The organism is Luteimonas sp. e5, assembly GCF_054031035.1.
This window is the reverse complement of record NZ_JBSTRX010000002.1, coordinates 268,656-288,024: the sequence shown is the minus strand read 5'-3', so window position 1 is coordinate 288,024 and position 19,369 is coordinate 268,656. Positions and strand designations below refer to the sequence as shown.

General features: G+C 67.9%; 20 protein-coding genes. 8 read left to right on the top strand and 12 right to left on the bottom strand.

Annotated elements, in window-relative coordinates; all coding sequences use genetic code 11:
* Positions 1-8 precede the first annotated feature (8 nt).
* The 3 genes from ACW11F_RS06810 to ACW11F_RS06800 all read right to left on the bottom strand — a co-directional run bounded on the left by ACW11F_RS06810 (position 9) and on the right by ACW11F_RS06800 (position 1,927).
* The gene (locus ACW11F_RS06810) at positions 9-479 is read right to left on the bottom strand and encodes a hypothetical protein (RefSeq protein WP_456996162.1); all 471 of its coding nucleotides are present in this window, start codon (positions 477-479) and stop codon (positions 9-11) included.
* Between the two features lie 142 nt (positions 480-621).
* Entirely contained in the window at positions 622-1,029 is a 408-nt protein-coding gene (locus ACW11F_RS06805; RefSeq protein ID WP_456996161.1) for a hypothetical protein, read from the bottom strand.
* A 154-nt stretch (positions 1,030-1,183) separates the two neighbouring features.
* Complete coding sequence (locus ACW11F_RS06800; RefSeq protein WP_456996160.1) at positions 1,184-1,927, bottom strand: HAD family hydrolase; 744 nt, start codon at positions 1,925-1,927, stop codon at positions 1,184-1,186.
* A 73-nt stretch (positions 1,928-2,000) separates the two neighbouring features.
* On the opposite strand from ACW11F_RS06800, the gene ACW11F_RS06795 reads away from it, so the two are divergent.
* Positions 2,001-3,164, top strand: coding sequence for a PQQ-dependent sugar dehydrogenase (locus tag ACW11F_RS06795; protein WP_456996159.1), 1,164 nt, complete (start codon positions 2,001-2,003; stop codon positions 3,162-3,164).
* A 114-nt stretch (positions 3,165-3,278) separates the two neighbouring features.
* On the opposite strand, the gene ACW11F_RS06790 is transcribed toward ACW11F_RS06795, so the two are convergent.
* The 6 genes from ACW11F_RS06790 to ACW11F_RS06765 form a co-directional block, all read right to left on the bottom strand.
* A complete protein-coding gene (locus tag ACW11F_RS06790) occupies positions 3,279-4,484 on the bottom strand; it encodes a cation:proton antiporter (RefSeq protein ID WP_456996158.1) in 1,206 nt (401 codons plus the stop codon).
* Positions 4,484-5,395, bottom strand: coding sequence for an arginine deiminase-related protein (locus tag ACW11F_RS06785; protein WP_456996157.1), 912 nt, complete (start codon positions 5,393-5,395; stop codon positions 4,484-4,486). Before ACW11F_RS06785 ends, ACW11F_RS06790 begins: the two co-directional genes overlap by 1 nt.
* Before the next feature lie 165 nt (positions 5,396-5,560).
* Entirely contained in the window at positions 5,561-5,929 is a 369-nt protein-coding gene (locus ACW11F_RS06780) for an EF-hand domain-containing protein (protein WP_456996156.1), read from the bottom strand.
* 276 nt (positions 5,930-6,205) lie between these two features.
* On the bottom strand, positions 6,206-7,003 hold the full coding sequence (locus tag ACW11F_RS06775) for a TSCPD domain-containing protein (protein ID WP_456996155.1): 798 nt from the start codon (positions 7,001-7,003) through the stop codon (positions 6,206-6,208).
* A gap of 109 nt (positions 7,004-7,112) precedes the next feature.
* Positions 7,113-7,748, bottom strand: coding sequence for a hypothetical protein (locus ACW11F_RS06770; protein ID WP_456996154.1), 636 nt, complete (start codon positions 7,746-7,748; stop codon positions 7,113-7,115).
* Positions 7,749-7,869: 121 nt separating this feature from the next.
* Entirely contained in the window at positions 7,870-10,026 is a 2,157-nt protein-coding gene (locus ACW11F_RS06765) for an adenosylcobalamin-dependent ribonucleoside-diphosphate reductase (RefSeq protein ID WP_456996153.1), read from the bottom strand.
* Between the two features lie 436 nt (positions 10,027-10,462).
* On the opposite strand from ACW11F_RS06765, the gene ACW11F_RS06760 reads away from it, so the two are divergent.
* The 7 genes from ACW11F_RS06760 to ACW11F_RS06730 are packed head-to-tail and all read left to right on the top strand — an operon-like array spanning position 10,463 to position 16,540.
* Entirely contained in the window at positions 10,463-11,887 is a 1,425-nt protein-coding gene (locus tag ACW11F_RS06760) for a trypsin-like peptidase domain-containing protein (RefSeq protein WP_456996152.1), read from the top strand.
* Between the two features lie 25 nt (positions 11,888-11,912).
* The gene (locus tag ACW11F_RS06755; RefSeq protein ID WP_456996151.1) at positions 11,913-12,266 is read left to right on the top strand and encodes a hypothetical protein; all 354 of its coding nucleotides are present in this window, start codon (positions 11,913-11,915) and stop codon (positions 12,264-12,266) included.
* A gap of 5 nt (positions 12,267-12,271) precedes the next feature.
* Positions 12,272-12,820 (top strand): phage holin family protein, encoded by a 549-nt coding sequence (locus tag ACW11F_RS06750; protein ID WP_456996149.1) that lies wholly within the window; start codon positions 12,272-12,274, stop codon positions 12,818-12,820.
* 40 nt (positions 12,821-12,860) lie between these two features.
* Positions 12,861-13,295 carry a hypothetical protein gene (locus tag ACW11F_RS06745; protein ID WP_456996148.1) on the top strand — a complete coding sequence of 145 codons (435 nt, stop codon included), beginning with the start codon at positions 12,861-12,863 and terminating at the stop codon, positions 13,293-13,295.
* A complete protein-coding gene (locus ACW11F_RS06740; protein WP_456996147.1) occupies positions 13,292-14,407 on the top strand; it encodes an AI-2E family transporter in 1,116 nt (371 codons plus the stop codon). The genes ACW11F_RS06745 and ACW11F_RS06740 overlap by 4 nt, the downstream gene beginning before the upstream one ends.
* Positions 14,408-14,429: 22 nt before the next feature.
* A complete protein-coding gene (locus tag ACW11F_RS06735) occupies positions 14,430-15,161 on the top strand; it encodes an HAD family hydrolase (protein WP_456996146.1) in 732 nt (243 codons plus the stop codon).
* Positions 15,158-16,540 carry a leucyl aminopeptidase family protein gene (locus ACW11F_RS06730; RefSeq protein WP_456996145.1) on the top strand — a complete coding sequence of 461 codons (1,383 nt, stop codon included), beginning with the start codon at positions 15,158-15,160 and terminating at the stop codon, positions 16,538-16,540. Before ACW11F_RS06735 ends, ACW11F_RS06730 begins: the two co-directional genes overlap by 4 nt.
* A gap of 47 nt (positions 16,541-16,587) precedes the next feature.
* On the opposite strand, the gene ACW11F_RS06725 is transcribed toward ACW11F_RS06730, so the two are convergent.
* From ACW11F_RS06725 to ACW11F_RS06715, 3 genes are all read right to left on the bottom strand, one after another.
* Positions 16,588-17,409: an oxygen-binding di-iron domain-containing protein gene (locus ACW11F_RS06725; RefSeq protein WP_456996143.1), complete on the bottom strand. Its 822-nt coding sequence runs from the start codon at positions 17,407-17,409 to the stop codon at positions 16,588-16,590.
* Between the two features lie 195 nt (positions 17,410-17,604).
* Positions 17,605-18,207 carry a response regulator gene (locus ACW11F_RS06720; protein ID WP_456996142.1) on the bottom strand — a complete coding sequence of 201 codons (603 nt, stop codon included), beginning with the start codon at positions 18,205-18,207 and terminating at the stop codon, positions 17,605-17,607.
* The gene (locus ACW11F_RS06715; RefSeq protein WP_456996141.1) at positions 18,204-19,358 is read right to left on the bottom strand and encodes a sensor histidine kinase; all 1,155 of its coding nucleotides are present in this window, start codon (positions 19,356-19,358) and stop codon (positions 18,204-18,206) included. Before ACW11F_RS06715 ends, ACW11F_RS06720 begins: the two co-directional genes overlap by 4 nt.
* Between the last annotated feature and the right edge of the window lie 11 nt (positions 19,359-19,369).

Genomic DNA, 19,369 nt, shown 5'->3' with positions numbered 1-19,369 from the left:
GGCGGCGCTCAGGGCTCGCTGATCACGAAGCTGCCGATCGACACGCCGATGTCCCAGCCCGAGCCGGTGCCGGTCAGCGCCAGCGAGACCGCGCCCTTGGTCACCACCTGCGCCTTGCGCGCGCGGCCCGCCGCGACATGCGCCTCGGCGGCGGCATAGCGGCCGAGCACGTCGCGGATGTCATGGATGCCGGAGAATTCGCCGCGCCCGTTGTCGATCCGCGACTTGCCGAACGTGATGCCGCCGCCGCGCGAGGTGATCGTCACCGGCAGGCGCTGGCCATGGTTGCAGATCACCATGCCCTCGCCACGGCCGGTCTTGTAGAACGCCGACCAGCCCTCCATCCAGAACGTCAGCCGGCAATCCAGCGGCCCCTCGCCGGGTCGCTCCTGCGCCCGCGCCGGCATCGGCGCCAGCGCCAGCAACGCGACGCACGCCGCGGCGATCAGCGCAATCAGGGGTGGCAAACGGTCGGGCATCGGAGTTGGAACGAAACGGACAGGGCAGATCGGCGGCGCGAATGATACGCGGCGCCGGGACGAAAGGAGCAACGACAAGCGCCACGGCACTGGAGGGTGCCGTGGCGCGGATGAAGGTCAGTGCAGCGTCGGCCGGGCGCGATCAACGACCACGCCAGTAGCGATCATTGGCACGGCGGTCACGGCGCGGGTCGTAATACGTGGTCACGCACTTGCCGCGCTTGTCGCACTTGGTCTTGCCCTTGCCGTACGCACCCGGACCATTGCGGTAATAGCCGTAGGCATTGCCGTAGGGCGGGCCGGAGCGGTACACGGTGCGGTAATACACCGGACGGCCGTAGCGATCACGCTGCACGATCAGACGATCGTTCGGCCCGTAATTGCCGTAGCGGTAATAGGGTTGCCCGCCACGCAGGATCACATCGGCAACGTCCACCAGCACGCGGGTCAACTCATCCTGGGCCTGCGCCGGCTGCGGCGCGACCAGGGCACCCAGGCCGAAGCCTGCGGCCAGTACGGTGGGGGCCAACCAGCGGGTAAGTGTCTTCATGGCGTTGCTCCTTGTCGAGTGCGAACAATCACCGCATTGCGGCTTGGCATCCACCATCGCGCCTTGCGGGTGAACGCGCACGGAATCCGGCAGCGGCGATGGCGGCCCGTTAAGAATCATGAACAAGACCCGCACGGACGCGCCGCACGGCGTCTCATGCGCCCTGCGTCCGCGGCCATGACTCGCGGGCGGCGTGTTCGATGTCCCGCAAGGCCGCGTCGATGCCGCCGGCATCGGATACCACGCGCAAGCGCGGATGACGCGGGTCGACGTCGGCCTCGGCCTCGTGCGCCCAGGTCACGTGGTACGGCACGTGCACGCCCCAGGCGCCCATCTCCAGCAACGGGGCGATGTCCGAGCGCAGCGAATTGCCCACCATCACGAACTCGTCGGCGGCGACATCGAACTCCTCCAGCAGGCGCGCATAGGTCGGCACGTCCTTCTCGCTGACGATCTCGATGCGGCGGAACCAGCGCGCAAGCCCGGATTCGCGCACCTTGGCCTCCTGATGGAACAGGTCACCCTTGGTGATCAGCACGATGTCATGGCGCGCGGCCACCGCGGCGACGGCGCTGGTCACTCCGGGCAGCAACTCCACCGGATGCCGCAGCAGGCGCCGCGCCAGCGCGAGGATGCGCTGCAGGCGCGGGGCGTCGATGCGGCCCGCGGTGATCTCGATGGCCGCTTCCAGCATCGACAGGGTCATGCCCTTGACGCCGTAGCCGTACAGCTCGAGGTTGCGCTTTTCCACCGCATACAGGCGCGCACCGAGATCGTCGAGATCGACCACTTCGGCGACGATGCCGACGAATTCGGCTTCGGCCTGGCGGTAATAGTCTTCACTCTTCCAGAGCGTGTCGTCGGCGTCGAAGCCGACCATGCGGATGCGTGGCGTCATCGCGCCATGGTACGGCGACTGCGCCTTGACCGCGGATCAGGCATGCTGGGGCGAGGCCCACCCGGAGTTCGCCATGCGCCTGATCGCACCGCTTGCCGCCACCCTGCTCCTTGCCGCCTGCCAGAACGGCGGCCCGGCCAATGCCGCCGCACCGGCATCCAGCAGCGGCACTGCCGCCAGCACCGCCGCCAACGACCAGAGCACGCGCTTTGCGCGCGAGGAATTCGCCCGTTTCGACGCGCCCTGGGCGATGGCGCGGCTGCCGGATGGACGCCTGCTGGTCAGCGAGAAGGCCGGCAGGCTCAAGGTGTTCGACCCCGCCACTCGGCGCAGCGGCGAGATCCGCGGCGTGCCGCAGGTGGATGAAGGCGGCCAGGGTGGTCTGGGCGACGTGGTGCTGCACCCGGGCTTTGCCGACAACCACTGGCTCTATTTCAGCTATGCCGAAGCCGGCCCGGGCGATACCCGCGGCGCGGTGGTGGCGCGCGCGCGGCTCGAGCTGCAGGGCGACGGCGGGCGCCTGTCCGCGCCCGAGGTGATCTGGCGGCAGGAGCCCAAGGTCAACGGACGCGGCCATTACAGCCATCGCATCGCCTTCGCCCCCGATGGCCATCTGTTCATCAGTTCCGGCGACCGGCAGAAGCTCGACCCGGCGCAGGACATGGGCGGCAACCTCGGCAAGATGATCCGCCTCAACGATGACGGCAGCCTGCCGGCGGACAATCCGTTCGCGGCACGCGGCGGCATCGCCGCGCAGGTGTGGACGCTCGGGCATCGCAATGTGCTCGGCATCGCCTTCGATGACGCGGGCCGGTTGTGGGCGCATGAGATGGGACCGCGCGATGGCGACGAGTTCAACCTCATCGTGCGCGGCGAAAACTACGGCTGGCCGCTGGTCAGCGATGGCAGGCATTACAACGGCACGCCGATCCCCGACCATGCCACCGCGCCGCAATACCGTGCGCCGCTGGTCAGCTGGACGCCGGTGATTTCACCCTCCAGCCTGGTGATCTATCGCGGCGAGCGCTTCCCCGCCTGGCACGGACGTGCGCTGATCGGCGGGCTGTCGTCGAAGTCGCTGGTGGTGGTGGCGTTCGATGCGCAATCGGCACGCGAGGTCGAGCGCTTCGACATGGGCGAGCGCATCCGCGCGCTGGCCGAGGACGCCGACGGCGCGCTGTGGGTGCTGGAGGATGGCGAAAACGCACGGCTGCTGAAGCTCACGCCGGAGGGCTGACCCGGCGCGCTCTGCGCACGGCCCGTGCGCGGCGCGAGTGGCAGTTCCGGTTTGCGGTGATGGCGAGCAGCCGGGTCATGGTCGCGTTGCGCCTTCACGCGCTGAACGATGCCTTCAGCCGGACAGCGCCGCTTCGCGCCCGCCGCGCAGGCGCGGCGCCACCATCGGCACGCTCAGCATGGTGCTGACCACCGCCATCAGCAGCAGCGCGGTGAAGGTTTCGCTGCTGATCACCGCGGCATCGAGCAGGATGTTGGCGAAGATGATCATGATCAGCGCCTTGGTCTGCAGCAGCCAGCCGACCACCCAGGCCTCGCCACGGCGCCAGCCGAGCAGGCGCCCGGCCAGGCCCACACCGGCCAGCTTGCCGACCACTGCCGCCACCAGCAGCAGACCGGCGGCGGCGAACACGCTGGCCCCGCCCACGCTCCACGCGGTCTTCAGGCCGGTGGAAAGGAAGAACACCGGCATCATCACCAACAGCACATGCTGGCGCAGCAGATCCATCGCATGCTGCTCGAACCATTCGCTGTCCATCACCGCGCCGGCGAGGAAAGCACCGACCATGAAGTGCAGCCCGGCCCAGTCCGCGGCCAAGGCCACCAGCGCCAGCCATATCGGCGCCAAGTACCAGCGGTCACGCTCGGGGATGGCGCGCATCAGCCGGCGGAAGCCCCAGCAGGCGGCGCTGAACAGCACCAGGAACAGCGCCTGCCGGCCCAGCCGCACCCAGTCCATCAACACCAGTGCCAGCACACCCCAGATCGCGATGTCATCGAGACTGGCATAGCGCAGGATGCGCTGGCCCAGCGGCTGGCGCAGGATGTCGAGCTTCTCCATCAGCAGCACCAGGATCGGCAACGCGGTCACCGCGCAGGCCATGCCGACCCCGAGCACGAATTGCCAGGACTGCCCGCGCTCGCCGATCCAGCCGGGAAAGCGCAGCAGCAGCAGCGCGGCCAGTGCACCCAGCAGCAACGGCACGCCCAGCGCCAGCGTGGCGGTCAGGCCGGACTGGCGGCGGTCACGCCAGGCATGCTTGAGGTCCAGTTCCACCCCGGCCAGGCACACGAACAGCATCACCGCCCACCAAGCGATGCCGTTCAGCGCCTGCACCACTTCGGCATTGAACACGAAGGCGTAATAGTCGGGGAACCATTTGCCCAGCACGCCGGGGCCGAGCACGATGCCGGCCATGATCTGCACCACCACCAGCGGCGCCCAGTAATCGGTGCGCGCCAGGCGCCACACCAGGTACGGCGCAGCCATGATGATCAGCATCGCCAGCAGGAACACCTCCGTGGTGGTGCTCAGGTGCATCAGAAGATTTCGCCAACGCAGCAGCGCAGCGAGCCGCCACCGGCCTCGATCGCGTCCAGTTCCACCGCGGCCACCTTGAAGCCTGCTGCATCCAGCAGGCGGCGGCTGTCCGCGCGCAGCGCGTCGGCGGCGCGCGCGCTCATCCACACCGTGTCCTGCGACAACGCGATGCAGTTGCCGACGAAGGCGGCATGTTCGGCCTCGTCGCACACCAATGCATGCGGCGCGTAATGCGCGGCGATGGCCTCGACGACGGCGGCATCGGCAAAGCCCTTCGGGCAAATCACCGCGGCACGTCCGGCGAGCACCGCCAGCACCACGTTGGTGTGGTACTCGCCGGGGGCAAGATCGAACAGCAGCGAGGCGCGCAGGCCGAACGCCTCGTGCATCAGGCGTGCACCCTCCTCGTCGCAACGCTCGGACAGGCCGATGTAGCCCAGACCATGCGCGCGGTCGATGACCAGCGCGCCGGTCAACTCGCAGGCATGCGGCTGGGTCGAGAGGTCGATTTCCTCGCGCCCCAGCACCGCGCGGAAGAAGTCGCGGATATCGCCACGTTCCGCCTCGCGCTGGCGCACCGGATGACGCATGCGCCCGATCACCACGCGCCCCGGCGCGGTGCCGAACACGTTGTTGGGGAATACCGCGTCCGGCGTGGCCGGGTCGCCGGCGAAGCACAGTGTCGGCAGCACCGCGCTCAGCGCACGCTGCAAGTCGCGGTGTTGCGCGGACGCACGTCCGGCATCGAAGGCATCGGCCGCTGCCATGTAGGCATTGTCCTGCGCCGACTGCGCGGCTTGGGCGAAGCCGTCCGGCGCCACCAGGAAGGCCGCACGCGCGGTGACCGGACCGAAGTCGGGGCTCAGGCTTCGCGCATGCGCAAAGAACTGTTCGGGATCACGGGTCAGCATGCGCGAATTGTCGACGATCGCGGCCGGCTTGGCGAGCTTCCGGGCACGGCCGCCAGCCAAAAAACAACCGGGCGACTCACGCCGCCCGGTTGGCCACAACCTTGTTCTTGTTGTTGTCCGCTTGCGTCCCGGCCAGGTCGCCGGACCGGCAACGCGAAAGGCCGCTTACTGCCCGCCCTGTTCGCTGGTCGGCTGCTGCTGCGGGTAATTCTCCGCAACGAAGGCCTTGTATTCGTCGGCGGTCAATTGGCCATCCTTGTCGGCATCGGCCTGATCGAAGATTTCGGCCAGGCTCGGCACCTTGGAAGCCTCTTCCTTGCTCAGGCTGCCATTGCCATCGACATCCAGGTCGTTCCAGCTGGTGGAAGCACCCTGGGCCTGTTGCGGGGCAGCTTCGGCCGCCGGCGGCTCCTGCTGCTGCGTCTGTTCTTCCTGCTGCTTTTCCTGCGCGTCCTGTGCAAACGCCAGCGGCGCGGCGGCCAGGGCAAAGGCGGAGGCAATCAGCAGGGGGGCAAGAGTCTTGCGTTGTTTCATGGGTGGTACCTCGTCGTTCTTGGGGGATTGAAACCGTGCCGCAGGAAATCCCGGGGCACGCACGGTCGCCTGCAGGGTTCGGGGGAAAGAGCGACCGTGCCCCGACCTTGAACGAGCCCACCTGAACTTCCACCCCTGCCCGGTTTGCGGGCAAACGAGGATTTAACCTGCGCTGCGAAAAATCATGGCAGGGCGCGCGCGTACGGTTTTTGCGGGTCGCCAACGGCAAGACAGGCCCCGCAGGGCCTGTCCGACTTCATCCATTGCGGCGTGCACTCAACCGCATTTGCTGTAGCCACAGTTGAGGCAGGTGGCGCAGCCATCCATGATCACCACCGACTTGGCATGGCATTTGTGGCACATGGTGGCGCTGGGCGGGAAGCTCACGCCTTCGCCGGTGACGGCGATGTCCTCGCTGCGCGCGGTGGCCGTGGCGGCGCTCACCTCCCCGGCTTCAGGGTTTTTTTTTGAGCCGTTGTGCTGCTCTTCCCACGCCTTGCGCTTTTCCGCGATCAGGGCGCGCTGGTGCTCGCTCATCTCCGGATCGCGCAGCAGGCCGATGGTCTTGAGATGCTCTTCGACGATGCAGCCCAGCTCGGCCACCAGCGAGGGCATGTACACGCCACCGGCCTTGAAATAGCCGCCCTTGGGGTCGAACACCGCTTTCATTTCCTCGACCAGGAAGGTCACGTCGCCGCCCTTGCGGAACACCGCGGACATGATCCGGGTCAGCGCGACGATCCACTGGAAATGCTCCATCGACTTGGAATTGATGAAGATCTCGAACGGGCGACGCTGCTCATGGTCGGTGCCGGCATTGAGCACGATGTCGTTGATGGTGACGTACATCGCATGCTCGACCAGCGGCGACTTGATCTTGTAGGTCGAGCCGATCAGCACCTCGGGGCGCTCGATCTTCTCGTGCATCTGGATCACGTTGTCCTCGGCACTCTCGGCCTCGACCGTCTCGCGGGCCACGCTGCTCCCCTGGCTTGCCGGTTGCGCTTCACGCGCCTTGTCCTCGGGGGTGATGACGGCATAACCCTTGATTTTCTTGTCGATCTTGACGGCCATGTGATCCTTGCCTGCTTGTCTGTGTCTGTTGCGGTGGAATGCCCGCCGCCATCAGGCGGCGGGCGCTGGGCTTTCGGTACCCGACGGGTACCCCGGATGCCAGGCCCGGTTACTTCTTCGCGGCGCGGGTCGCGGCGGCCTTCTTCGCCCCGGCGCTGCGTGCGGCCTTCTTCGCAGTCGCCGCGCTCTTGCGCTTGGCGCTCGCGGTGGCCTTGACCACCTTGCTGGCCGCCTTGTTCGCCGTGCGCTTGGCCGTGGCCCGGGTCGTGGCCGCCTTCTTGGCCACCTTCCTGGTCACCTTCTTGCCGGCACTGCGGACCGCGGCGGCCTTCTTTGCCACGGTCTTCTTCACCGCGGCCTTCTTCGCACTCGCCTTCTTTGCCACCGCCTTCTTCACTGCGGCTTTCCTGGCCACCTTCTTCGTCGCCTTCTTTGCCGTCTTCTTGCTGCTGGCCGCCTTGCCGACACCCTTCTTCTTCAGTGCCGCCGCTTCGGCGCGCGCCTTGGCTGCGCTTTTGGACAGCGACTTCTTCAGCTCGCCTTCCTTCTTCGCCACCGCCTTGGTTGCCTTGCCGGCGGTCTTGCCCACGGCCTTGCCAGCCTTGCTGGCGACGCGTTTGACGGTGGCCACCGCACCGCTGGCGGTGGACGCGATGGTGCTGCCGACATTGGCAGCGGTGTCCTTGACGTTTTCCGCAGCGGTGCCGAGGGCTGCCGCCACGCCGGTGCTCTTCTTCTTGGCCATATGCCCTCCTTGTGGGCGTCAAGCTGATGGTTGGTTTTCGGGTGTTACCCGCGCGATGCTATACCCTTGCGCACCGCAATGGCGCGTGATGACGCCATCGCGCGACACCCGGCATGGCCCATCAGAACTTGCCGTAATACCCCTCCTTCAGCGCATCGAAGAGGTTGGCCGCGGTGTGCAGCTCGCCGTCGTATTCGATCTCCTCGTTGCCGCGCACTTCGACCACTTCGCCATCCTCCAGCTCGAAGCGGTAGGTGGTGTTCTCCAGGTCCGCTTCCTTGACCAGCACGCCCTGGAACGCCGCCGGGTTGAAACGGAAGGTGGTGCAGCCCTTCAGCCCCTGCTGGTGCGCGTAGCGGTAGATGTCCTTGAAGTCTTCGTACGGGTAATCGGTCGGCACGTTGGCGGTCTTGGAGATCGACGAATCGACCCACTTCTGTGCCGCGGCCTGCACGTCGACGTGCTCCTTCGGGCTGATGTCGTCGGCGGCGATGAAGTAGTCCGGCAGTTGCTTGCCCGGCTCCTCGGCATAGGGCATCGCCGACGGATTGACCAGCGCACGGTAGGCGAGCAGCTCGAAGGAAAACACGTCGACCTTTTCCTTGCTCTTCTTGCCTTCGCGGATCACGTTGCGGCTGTAGTGGTGGGCGAAGGACGGTTCGATGCCGTTGCTCGCGTTGTTGGCGAGGCTGAGCGAAATGGTGCCGGTCGGCGCGATCGAGCTGTGGTGGGTGAAGCGCGCGCCATGCTCGGCCAGTTCATCGACCAGGTCCGGTGCGATTTCGGCGACCTTCTGCATGTAGCGCGAATACTTCGCGTGCAGCACCTTGCCGGGAATCTGCTGGCCGACACGCCAGCCGTCGCGCTCCATCTCCGGGCGCTTGCGCAGCATTTCGGCGGTGACCGTGAAGCGTTCCTCCATGATCGGCGCCGGGCCTTTTTCGCGCGCCAGCTGCAGCGCGACTTCCCAACCGGCCAGCGCCATCTCGCGCGCGATCGCCTCGGTGAACTCGCACGATTCGGCCGAGCCGTACTTCATGCGCAGCATGGTCATGGTGCTGCCCAGGCCGAGGAAGCCCATGCCGTGGCGACGCTTGCGCAGGATCTCTTCGCGCTGCTGCTGCAGCGGCAGGCCGTTGATCTCGACCACGTTGTCGAGCATGCGGGTGAACACCCGCACCACTTCCTTGTATTCCTCCCAGTCGAAGCGCGCCTTGTCGGTGAACGGATCGCGCACGAAGCGGGTCAGGTTGACCGAGCCGAGCAGGCAGGCGCCGTACGGCGGCAGCGGCTGCTCGCCGCAGGGATTGGTCGCGCGGATGTTCTCGCACCACCAGTTGTTGTTCATTTCGTTGACGCGGTCGATCAGGATGAAGCCCGGCTCGGCGTAGTCGTAGGTGGAGACCATGATCATGTCCCACAGGTGCCGTGCCTTGAGATGGCCGTAGACCTTGCATGCGACCAGGCCATCCTCGCGCACCACGTAGCCCTCGTGCGTCGGCCACTCGCGCCACTGCACCTGGCTTTCGTCCTGCAGGTCGACTTCGTCCAGCTCCTTGCGCGAGAGCGGGAACAGCAGCGGCCAGTCGGCGTCGTTCTCGACCGCCTGCATGAAACCGTCGGTGATCAGCAGGCTGAGGTTGAACTGGCGCAGGCGGCCGTCCTCGCGCTTGGCGCGGATGAAGTCGCGCACGTCCGGGTGGCTGACATCGAAGGTGCCCATCTGCGCGCCGCGGCGGCCACCGGCCGAGGACACGGTGAAGCACATCTTGTCGTAGATGTCCATGAACGACATCGGCCCTGAGGTGTAGGCACCGGCACCGGCGACGAAGGCGCCCTTCGGACGCAGCGTGGAGAATTCGTAGCCGATGCCGCAACCGGCCTTCAGCGTCAACCCGGCTTCATGCACCTTCTCCAGGATGCCGTCCATCGAGTCGGTGATGGTGCCCGACACCGTGCAGTTGATGGTGCTGGTGGCCGGCTTGTGTTCCAGTGCGCCGGCATTGGAGGTGATGCGCCCGGCCGGGATCGCGCCACGGCGCAGCGCCCAGGCGAAGCGCTCGCCCCAGTATTTGCGCAACTCCGGAGTCGCTTCCGCCCCGGCCAGCGCCTTGGCCACGCGCTGCCAGGTGGCTTCGATGTCGGCATCGATCGCCTCACCCTGCTTGGTCTTCAGCCGGTACTTCTTGTCCCAGATGTCCAGCGACGCCGGCTGCAGCGCGATGTCCACCAGACCCTGGGCGTCGCTTCCGACGGCTTCGAGGCGCACGCTGCTCATGCTGTTGACTGCTCCTTGTTCTCGAGTTGACCAGTGCGCGCGCGACATCGCGCGCCCGTGTTGCGGGAAGGCATCGCCGGCCTTGACCCCGGCCACCACGGGCGCCGGACGCGGGTCGGTGTGCTTCCCCTGCGCCTGCGGGTCGGAACCCAATACTTGGGTGTGCGTGGAAAACCCGACCCCAAGATGTTGTGGCGCAGGAGGGAACGCTACAGAGGCGGCGATGGGTCTGTCAACCGCCTCGCGCATTCATCTTGCAATCCGCTTGCGCCACGGGGCCGGACACCCCCGATTGCGCAGATCGCCTGCGTTTAACCGCGCACTCAGGCATATCGAGGCACACTGCCCGCACATGCCCCGTCGCGCGTTCACGCCAAGCCGACCGGTCTGCAGCGATAAAAGGACACCGATGCCCGAGCACGCCCCACGCCGCGCCATGCGCCCCCTGCCCACCTTGCTGGTTCTGGCCGCCGCGGCCGCCTTCGGCGGTTTCGCGGCGACTGCGTTGCGCGATGCCATGACCCAGCCGGTCCAGGCCCAGGCAGCCCCGGCCGCGGCGCTCGCCAATGGCGCCAGCCTGCCCGCCGCGGTCGGCGGCCAGCCGCTGCCCTCGCTGGCGCCGATGCTGCAGCGGGTGATGCCGGCGGTGGTCAGCGTGCACAGCAAGCAACGGGTGCGCATCAATACCCCGTTCGGCGATGACCCGGTGTTCCGCCGCATGTTCGGCATCCCCGCCGAGCGCATCAACGAATCGCTGGGCTCGGGCGTGATCGTGGATGCCGCGCGCGGCTACGTGCTGACCAATCATCACGTGATCGAAGGCGCCGACGATGTCTCCGTCACCCTCGCCGATGGCCGCACGCTGACCGCGCGCTTCCTCGGCTCCGACCGCGATACCGACGTCGCGCTGATGCAGATCCCGGCGCAGGACCTGACCGCGGTGACGCTGGCCGACAGCGGCGCATTGCGGGTCGGCGATTTCGTGGTCGCGATCGGCAATCCGTTCGGCGTCGGCCAGACCGTGACCTCGGGCATCGTCTCGGCGGTCGGGCGCAGCAACCTGCCGGGGCTCGGCTTCCAGAACTTCATCCAGACCGATGCCAGCATCAACCCGGGCAATTCCGGCGGTGCACTGGTCGATCTGGATGGGCGCCTGGTCGGCATCAATACCGCCAGCTTCAATCCGCGCGGCTCGATGGCCGGCAACATTGGCCTGGGCTTTGCCATCCCCAGCAATCTCGCGCGCGACATCATGCGCCAGCTCGCCACCCGCGGCGAAGTGCGGCGCGGCTCGCTGGGCATCGACACCCGCGACATCAGCGCACGTGACGTGCGCGCGCTGGGCCTGGAATCGGCCAGCGGCGCGCTGGTCACGCGCGTGTATCCGGGCTCCTCGGCCGAACGCGCCGGCTTGCGTGCCGGCGACGTGATCGTCGCCGGCAATGGCCGGCGCATCGCCAGCGCGGAGGACTTCCGCAACTTCCAGGGCCTGCAGGCCGCCGACGCGCGCGTCACCCTCGACATCCGTCGCGACGGCCAGCCGCTGCGGCTGAGTGCCGGCCTGCAGGAGCAGCCGCGTGACGGCGCCAGCCTGGACCCGCGCCTGGCCGGGGTGACCTTCGCCGAGCTGCCCGAAACCCTGCGTCGCCAAGGTGCGCGCGGGATCCAGGTCAGCGCGGTGGAGGCTTCCAGCCGCGCCGCCCGTGCCGGCCTGCGCGCCGGCGACGTCGTCCTCGAGTCCAGCAGCGGACGTTTCAACGACCTGGCCGGTTTCCGTGCCAGTTTCCAGCAACCGCCGCCGCAACTGGCATTGCGCATCTGGCGCGATGGCAACCGCATCGGCACCCTCGTCATCCCCTGACACACCACCCCACAGGAGCACCACCATGAGCAATGTGAAAGAAAACCTCAGCGAAGCCGGCAGCCACCTCAAGCAGGCCGCCAGCCATGCCGGCGAATCGATCAAGGGCGCCGCAGCGGCTGCCGGTGACGAGCTGCGCCTGGGCCGCGCCAACATGAAGGCGGAACTGGCCGATGGCGCGGTGGCCGGGCTCAACGCGGCCGAGGAGATGGGCGCCGCCGCCAAGGAGCAGATGGACGTGCTGATGGACAAAAGCCGCGACATGATCGACAGCGCCGCCGAGCTGATCCGCGAGCGTCCGCTGACCGCGTTCGGCATCGCCTTCGCCACCGGCTGGGCGATCGCCAAGCTGGCGCGCTCCGGCGGCGACGACAAGTAAGCGCGGTGGCCGACGCCTCCGCTCCCGGGCCCGAACACACGGACGAGCCCGCCGACCTGCTGGAAGCCTTCCGTCAGGTCGGCGCCACCGGCCGCGCCGGCCTCGGCGCGGCCAAGGATGCCGGCAAGGCCCTGCGCACCCTGGTCGCGGCCGATGTGTCGCTGGCGCGCAGCGCCTTCGGTCGCACGCTGGCCTTCACCGGCGTCGCGATCGTGTTCGGCTCGGTGGCCGGACTGCTGCTGACCGCGGCGCTGGTGGTGTTCCTCGCCATCAAGCTCGGGCTGCCATGGTCGCTGTCGCTGGCCATCGTCGGCCTGGTGTGCCTGCTTGGCGCCGCGCTCGCCGGCTGGCGCGCGATGCGCTATTTCGAGCACACGCGGATGAAGGCGACACGGCGCCAGCTGGCACGCCTGGGCATTGGCGAGCTGGCCGAGCACACACCGGATGCAGGTGATGCGCAATCGGCCAAGGAGGCCACCGAAGAACTGCCTTGCGAGGATGCCAACGGCACCCCGGTCAAGGATCGCCAGGGCGTGGACGTCACCCCGCCCTGACCCGCGGCCACGGCCGCCACCCCCGCTTGCACGAGACGACATGGGCTTCGAGAAACTGATCGACAAGGTGAGTCAGGCCGAACAGGCACTGGAAGCGCGCGAGCGCAGCGTCGGCGCCGACTGGCGGCAGCTGGTGCGCTCCTGGCAGGCGGCCTGGACCCCGGGGCGGATCGTGGTCGCCGGGCTGGCCAGCGGCTTCCTGGTGGGCCGTGCCCGGCCCATGCGCCAGGTCACCGGCGGCGGTGCGTTGCAACTGATGAGCGCCTTGGCCGGGATCGTCGCCAGCGGCAATGCAGCCGCGGCGGCGGATGGTGCCGATCAGGCCGCGCGCGCAGCGGAAGGGGCGGATGCACCTGCCATGACCGACAGCGAGGCGGCGACGCGTGCATACGAAGATGCGCTGCAGGCCGAGGCACGCGCGCACGCCGAACGCCTGCAGGCCCACGAGCGCTTGCGCCGCAGCGGGCTGGTATGAGCAACGCACCGGGCATGCCGACCGCGACGGGGGGGATCGCGACCGCACCCGAGGAACCACCCCCGCGCCCACGCGCCAGCATTGCGCAATTGGTGCTCGCCACACTGGCAGTCTGCTTCACCCTGTGGGCCACGCAGGAGATCGTGCTGCCGATCCTGCTTGCACTGTTCTTCGCACTGATCGGCAACCCGATCATCCGGCTGTTGCAGAAACTGTGGCTGCCGCGTCCGCTGGCCGCGATCCTGGTGTTGCTCGGTGGCCTGGCGCTGGCCTTCGCCCTCGGTCGGCAACTGGTGCAGCCTGCCGCCGCCTGGTTCAGCGAGGTGCCGCAGCAGATGCGCAAGCTGGCGCCGAAGCTGCAGACGCTCGCCAAACCGGTGCAGGACGCCAACAAGGTGGCGGAAAACATCGCCCGTGCCGCCGGTGGCGAGAACGTGAACAAGGCTCCGCCGCAGGTGGTCAAGACCGAGATCAACGACCCCTACCGGGCACTGACCGCGACGCCCAAGTTCCTGACCCAGGTGCTGGCGGTGATCCTGCTCACCCTGTTCTTCATGATCTTCGGGCAGAACCTGCAGAAACACGCCCTGGATCTGTTGCCCAGCCGGCAGCAGAAACGCATCACCGTCGACATCTTGCAATCGATCGAGCGCGAGATGTCGCGCTATGTGCTCACCATCAGCGTGATCAACTTCGCCGTCGGCCTGGTGCTGGCCCTGCTGCTGCGCTTCGTCACCGGCATGGCCATGCCCGAGGCCCTGCTGTGGGGCACCATCGCCGCCCTGCTCAATTACGCGCCCTATGTCGGCCCGCTGATCGGCGTACTGCTGTTCCTGCTGATGGGCTTCATCACCCATGCCGAGATCGGTCCGGCGCTGTTGCCGGCGGCGTTGTACCTGGGTCTGCATACGGTGGAAGGGCAGATCATCACCCCGATCGTGCTCGGCAAGCGCATGGCGATCTCGCCATTGATCCTGGTGATCGGGCTGATGGTGTTCGGCTGGGGTTGGGGCATCATCGGTCTGCTGCTGGCGGTGCCGCTGCTGGTCTGCGTCAAGATCGTGCTCGCCCGGATCGAGGGCTGGGAAGGCTGGGCCAGGCTGCTGGAATAAATCAGCGGCCTACAATGCACGCGTGCAACCCGACCATATCCGCGCGCTGACCCTCGACCTCGACGACACGCTGTGGCCGTTCCCGCCGATCGGCGCACGCATCGAGCGCGTCCTGCACGCATGGTTCGAACGCCACGCTCCGCGCACCGCGGCGCAATTCCCGATCCCCGCCATGCGCCGCCTGCGCGAGCGCGTGATGCAGCGCCATCCCGACAAGGCGCATGACCCGAGCTGGCTGCGCCGCCGCGGGATCGAGCTGGCGCTGGCCGAAAGCGGCGAGGATCCGGCGCTGGCGGAGGCCGCCTACGCCACGTTCTATGCCGAACGCAATCGCGTGGAGTTCTACCCCGATGCGGCCGCGGCGCTGTCCCGCATCGCCGCACGGCGACCGCTGTGTGCGCTGACCAACGGCAATGCCGACCTCGATGTCATCGGCATCGGCCAGTTGTTCGTGCTGCGCGTGAGCGCGCGCGAATTCGGCGCGGCCAAGCCCGATCCGGGCATCTTCCTGCACGCCTGCGAACGGCTGGGCCTGGCGCCCGGCGAGGTGCTGCACGTCGGGGACGACGTCGAGGCGGACGTCGCCGGCGCGCGGCGCGCGGGCCTCGCGACCTGCTGGCTGCACCGCGAGGACGCACGCGAACGCCATCCGACCTGGCCACGCCGCGATTTCGTCCCCGATCTCCGATTCCCCACCCTGGCGGCACTGGCCGATTGGCTGGACGCTTCGCCCCCGACCCAGGAACACTCATGAACGACTTGCCCGGCCTGCGCCGAGATCCCGATGCCACCGCCCTGCCCCTGCATTGCGTGCCGTGCGAGGGCTTCGATGCCTGGCGCGATGCGCAGCCCGAAGCGGTGCGGCACTGGCTGCAGGCACAGGCGTTCAGCGCCAAGGCCGGCAGCCACGCGCTGCTGCCCGCCGATGACGGCACCCTCGCCGGTGCGGTGATCGGCATCGGGAATCCGCATGATCCGTTCTGCCATGCGCATGCCCCGCTCGCCCTGCCCGAGGGCAGCTGGCGCGTGGCCGGCGAGTTGGACGACGCGACGCGCAAGGCGTTGCTGCTGGGCTGGGGTCTGGGCAGCTACCGCTTCGACCGCTACAAGAAACCCGGCCGGCAGCCGGCACGATTGCTGCTGGACGATGATGCCGATGCCGAAACGCTGGACGTCCTCGCCGCCTGCCTGCGCGTGCGCGATCTGGTCAACACGCCGACCGAAGACATGGGCCCGGATCAGCTGGAACAGGTGGTGCGCGGGATCGCCCGGGCGCACGGCGCCGAAGTGGAGGTCATCAGTGGCGATGCCTTGCTGGAACAGAACTATCCGGCGATCCATGCGGTCGGTCGCGCCTCGCATCGCGCGCCGCGCCTGATCCGGCTGCACTGGGGCCAGTCCGATGCCCCGCACCTGGCGCTGATCGGCAAGGGCGTGTGCTTCGATACCGGCGGCCTCAACATGAAGGCCAGCGCCGGCATGCGCAACATGAAGAAGGACATGGGCGGCGCCGCGCACGCGATCGCGCTGGCCGAACTGATCATGGCGCGGCGGCTGCCACTGCGCCTGTCGCTGCTGGTGGCCGCGGTGGAAAACGCGGTCGGCCCGGACGCGCTGCGCCCCGGTGAAGTCATCGCCACACGCAAGGGCATGAGCGTGGAAATCGACAATACCGACGCCGAAGGCCGACTGGTGCTGTGCGATGCACTGACCCGCGCCGGCGAGGATCACCCCGAACTGATGCTGGACTTCGCCACCCTCACCGGCGCCGCACGCGTCGCCCTGGGGCCGGACCTGCCGGCGCTGTACGCCAATGAAGACGGCGTGGCCGAGGCCTGGCTCGCCGCCGGTCGCGAGCACTTCGACCCGCTGTGGCGGATGCCGCTGTGGCAGCCCTATCTGCGCTACCTCAAGAGCGGCATCGCCGACCTCGCCAACGCCAGCAACACGCCGATGGCCGGCAGCGTCACCGCCGCCCTGTATCTGCAGCGCTTCGTGGCACGGGAACAGCCATGGGCACACCTCGACGTGTATTCCTGGAACGACAACGACCGCCCAGGCCGCCCGGCCGGTGGCGAAGCGCAGGGCCTGCGCGCGGCCTGGGCGATGCTCAAGCAGCGCTTCGGCGGCTGAGGCTCAGCAACCGCGGCACCAACGTGGCGGGCAACCCGCCACGCGGATCAGAACGCCTGGACCCCGCTGCCGGATCGCTTGCGTCCACCAAGTTCGGGCGGCAGCCGGAAAGTTTCCTCGTCCATGATGTCGATGCCGCAGGGCAGATTGGCCAGCCACTCGAGGAACTGCGGGATGGTGTTCTGATCCATCGGCAGACCATGCTGCGGCACGATCATCACCGGGTCGAGATCACGCACCATGTTCACCCACAGCCTGGCGACCCGGGTCGAGGCCATGTAGCGCTGGTGGAAGCCGCGCATCTTCTCCGTGTGCGCCTGGAAGTCGGTGACCGGGGCATAGGGGGTTTCGGTATCCACCATCGAGGAGCCGATGTCACCGGAGAACAGGATCCGACTCAACGGATCATAGAAGCTGAAGTTGCCGACCGAATGCAGGAAGTGCGCGGGCAGTGCATGCAGGACGCAATTGCCGAGCGCGATGGTGCCGCCGGTGTCGGCGAGCAGGTGATAACGGTCATCGCCCAGCTTGCTCTGCTGCAGGGCGGAGATGTTGTGCGGCACGAAACGGCCCCACAGGCGCGAACACACCAGTTGCGCCGGGGTATTGGCCAGCCAGCGCCCGAGCGCACCGATGATGTCCGGGTCCTGGTGCGAGGGCAGCAACCAGCGGATGTCGCTCAACTCGGTGTAACGGCACATCGCCAACCACAGCGGCGTATATAACAGGTCACCACCCGGGTCGATGATCGCGGACTTGCCGGCATCCTGGATCAGGAACTGGTTGGCCTGGATGCCGTCATCCTCCTTGACCAGCCCACTGAACGCCACGCAGCGGTGACCCATGTTTTCGAAAAGTACCGTCGCCATGCTTTCTCCGCTCGATGCGTGAACCCGATCACAGCGGGACACTACACCATCGGCGCGAAAATTGTCTCAGCCGGCATGTGTCGCCGGTCACGTGCGATGTGGCTGCTCCGTCATCCACGCCCTCTGATCGATGAAGCCCCGGGCATCCCCGCTCCGACCACGCCAACCGGCAGCCGCGACCTCTTCCCGGGTTGCCTACAGCCAGCCCTTCTGCCGCGCAAGCCGATACGCTTCGATGCGGTTGCCAACGCCGAGCTTGCCGATGGCTTCGGACAGGTAGTTGCGCACGGTTCCGGGTGACAGCTTGAGTTGCGCGGCGATCTCGCCGGCCGGCAGGCCTTCGCCGGCCAGGCGCAGCACTTGGCGTTCGCGATCGGTCAGCGGGTCGGCCTCGCCCCAGGCTTCGAGGGCAAGCTGCGGGTCGATGGCGCGGCCACCGCGATGCACCTGGCGCAGGGCATCGGCCAGTTTCTCCGCCGGCGCGTCCTTCAGCAGGTAACCGAGCACGCCCGCATCCAGCGCGCGGCGCAAAAAGCCCGCGCGCGCGAAGGTGGTCACGATGACCACCTTGACCGGCAGTGCATGGCGCTGCACGCGCTGCGCCAGTTCCAGCCCGGTCAGGCCGGGCATTTCGATGTCGGTCAACAGCAGGTCGGGCTTGATGCGCTGCAGCTCGCGCCAGGCGCTTTCGCCATCGCCGGTTTCGGCGACGACTTCGATGTCGCTTTCCAGATTCAGCAGCGCCGCCAGCGCGCCGCGCAGCATGGCCTGGTCTTCGGCGATCAGCACCCGGATCATCCCGCACCCTGCCTCGGCACCCGGGCCGATACGCACAGGCCGTGCGGTGCGCACGGTTCGATGGCAAGCGTGCCGCCCAATGCCGCGATGCGCTCGTGCATGCCGGCGATGCCATGGCCGGCGCGCGGCGTGCCGCCACGGCCGTCGTCCTCGATATCGAGACGCAGCGCGTCACCTTCCGCGCGCAGGCGAATGCGCGCATGCCGCGCGCGGGCATGGCGCTGGATATTGGTCGCCGCCTCGCGCAACACCAGCGCCAGCGCCGATTCGATCTCGGCCGACATCGGGATTGCGTCGATCTCGTGGCTCACCGCAACGCCCTCGGCCTCCAGCAGCACCCGCGCCGACGCCAGCTCCGCCGCCAGCACCGCGCTGCGGATGCCGCTGACCGCGGTGCGCACCTGCGCCAGCGCATCGCGGGCCACGTGGGCGACCTCGTCGATCTCGCGCCGCGCCGCCTCCGCATCGCGCGTGGCCAGCTTGCCGGCCAGCTCGGCCTTCAGCGCGATCATCGACAGCGTATGGCCCAGCAGGTCATGCAGATCGCGGCCGATGCGTTCGCGCTCGGCGACCGCGGCGATACGGCGCACTTCGTCATGGCTCAGTTTCAACTCGGCCTGCTTGCGCTCGCGCATGACCTGGAAGTGGGTGCCGAAGAACGCGGCGAAGGACACCATCGTGGTGACCGCGACAATGAAAACGATCACCGCGACCGGCCAGCGCAGGCCGAGCATGGCCAGGCCGAACAACGCCAACATCGCCGCCAGCAGCGCCAGCCGCTGCCCCAACGGCGTCGCCCACATGCCGAGGAACACCGCCGCGTAGATGATGTAGGTATTGGCGAAGGCATTCCACGGCAGCAAGGCGAAGCCGAGCACGGCAATGCCCGCCACGCACAGGGCACCGATACGGTCGCGGCCGCGCCAGGCGCGCAGGTACAGCGGCAAAAACAGTGCCACCGACAGCCAGGTGGCGCCCAGCTCGAACGGCAGCATCTGCCAGGTGTCCGACGTGCGCCCGCCGAAGGCGCGCATCAGCAAGGGCATGAACAGGAACGCCAGATAGGCCAGCGAGGCCAGCGGCATCCAGCCGTGGTCCTCGCCCGGCGGCGAGAACCAGTGGCGCAGCTTCACGAGGGGCGATCGGGACACGGGCATGGCGG

Excerpts from the sequence above, each read along its gene's own strand:
- ACW11F_RS06810 (WP_456996162.1), bottom strand. The coding sequence starts at position 479 with ATGCCCGACCGTTTGCCACCCCTGATTGCGCTGATCGCCGCGGCGTGC.
- ACW11F_RS06805 (WP_456996161.1), bottom strand. The coding sequence starts at position 1,029 with ATGAAGACACTTACCCGCTGGTTGGCCCCCACCGTACTGGCCGCAGGC.
- ACW11F_RS06800 (WP_456996160.1), bottom strand. The coding sequence starts at position 1,927 with ATGACGCCACGCATCCGCATGGTCGGCTTCGACGCCGACGACACGCTC.
- ACW11F_RS06795 (WP_456996159.1), top strand. The coding sequence starts at position 2,001 with ATGCGCCTGATCGCACCGCTTGCCGCCACCCTGCTCCTTGCCGCCTGC.
- ACW11F_RS06790 (WP_456996158.1), bottom strand. The coding sequence starts at position 4,484 with ATGCACCTGAGCACCACCACGGAGGTGTTCCTGCTGGCGATGCTGATC.
- ACW11F_RS06785 (WP_456996157.1), bottom strand. The coding sequence starts at position 5,395 with ATGCTGACCCGTGATCCCGAACAGTTCTTTGCGCATGCGCGAAGCCTG.
- ACW11F_RS06780 (WP_456996156.1), bottom strand. The coding sequence starts at position 5,929 with ATGAAACAACGCAAGACTCTTGCCCCCCTGCTGATTGCCTCCGCCTTT.
- ACW11F_RS06775 (WP_456996155.1), bottom strand. The coding sequence starts at position 7,003 with ATGGCCGTCAAGATCGACAAGAAAATCAAGGGTTATGCCGTCATCACC.
- ACW11F_RS06770 (WP_456996154.1), bottom strand. The coding sequence starts at position 7,748 with ATGGCCAAGAAGAAGAGCACCGGCGTGGCGGCAGCCCTCGGCACCGCT.
- ACW11F_RS06765 (WP_456996153.1), bottom strand. The coding sequence starts at position 10,026 with ATGAGCAGCGTGCGCCTCGAAGCCGTCGGAAGCGACGCCCAGGGTCTG.
- ACW11F_RS06760 (WP_456996152.1), top strand. The coding sequence starts at position 10,463 with ATGCGCCCCCTGCCCACCTTGCTGGTTCTGGCCGCCGCGGCCGCCTTC.
- ACW11F_RS06755 (WP_456996151.1), top strand. The coding sequence starts at position 11,913 with ATGAGCAATGTGAAAGAAAACCTCAGCGAAGCCGGCAGCCACCTCAAG.
- ACW11F_RS06745 (WP_456996148.1), top strand. The coding sequence starts at position 12,861 with ATGGGCTTCGAGAAACTGATCGACAAGGTGAGTCAGGCCGAACAGGCA.
- ACW11F_RS06740 (WP_456996147.1), top strand. The coding sequence starts at position 13,292 with ATGAGCAACGCACCGGGCATGCCGACCGCGACGGGGGGGATCGCGACC.
- ACW11F_RS06730 (WP_456996145.1), top strand. The coding sequence starts at position 15,158 with ATGAACGACTTGCCCGGCCTGCGCCGAGATCCCGATGCCACCGCCCTG.
- ACW11F_RS06725 (WP_456996143.1), bottom strand. The coding sequence starts at position 17,409 with ATGGCGACGGTACTTTTCGAAAACATGGGTCACCGCTGCGTGGCGTTC.
- ACW11F_RS06720 (WP_456996142.1), bottom strand. The coding sequence starts at position 18,207 with ATGATCCGGGTGCTGATCGCCGAAGACCAGGCCATGCTGCGCGGCGCG.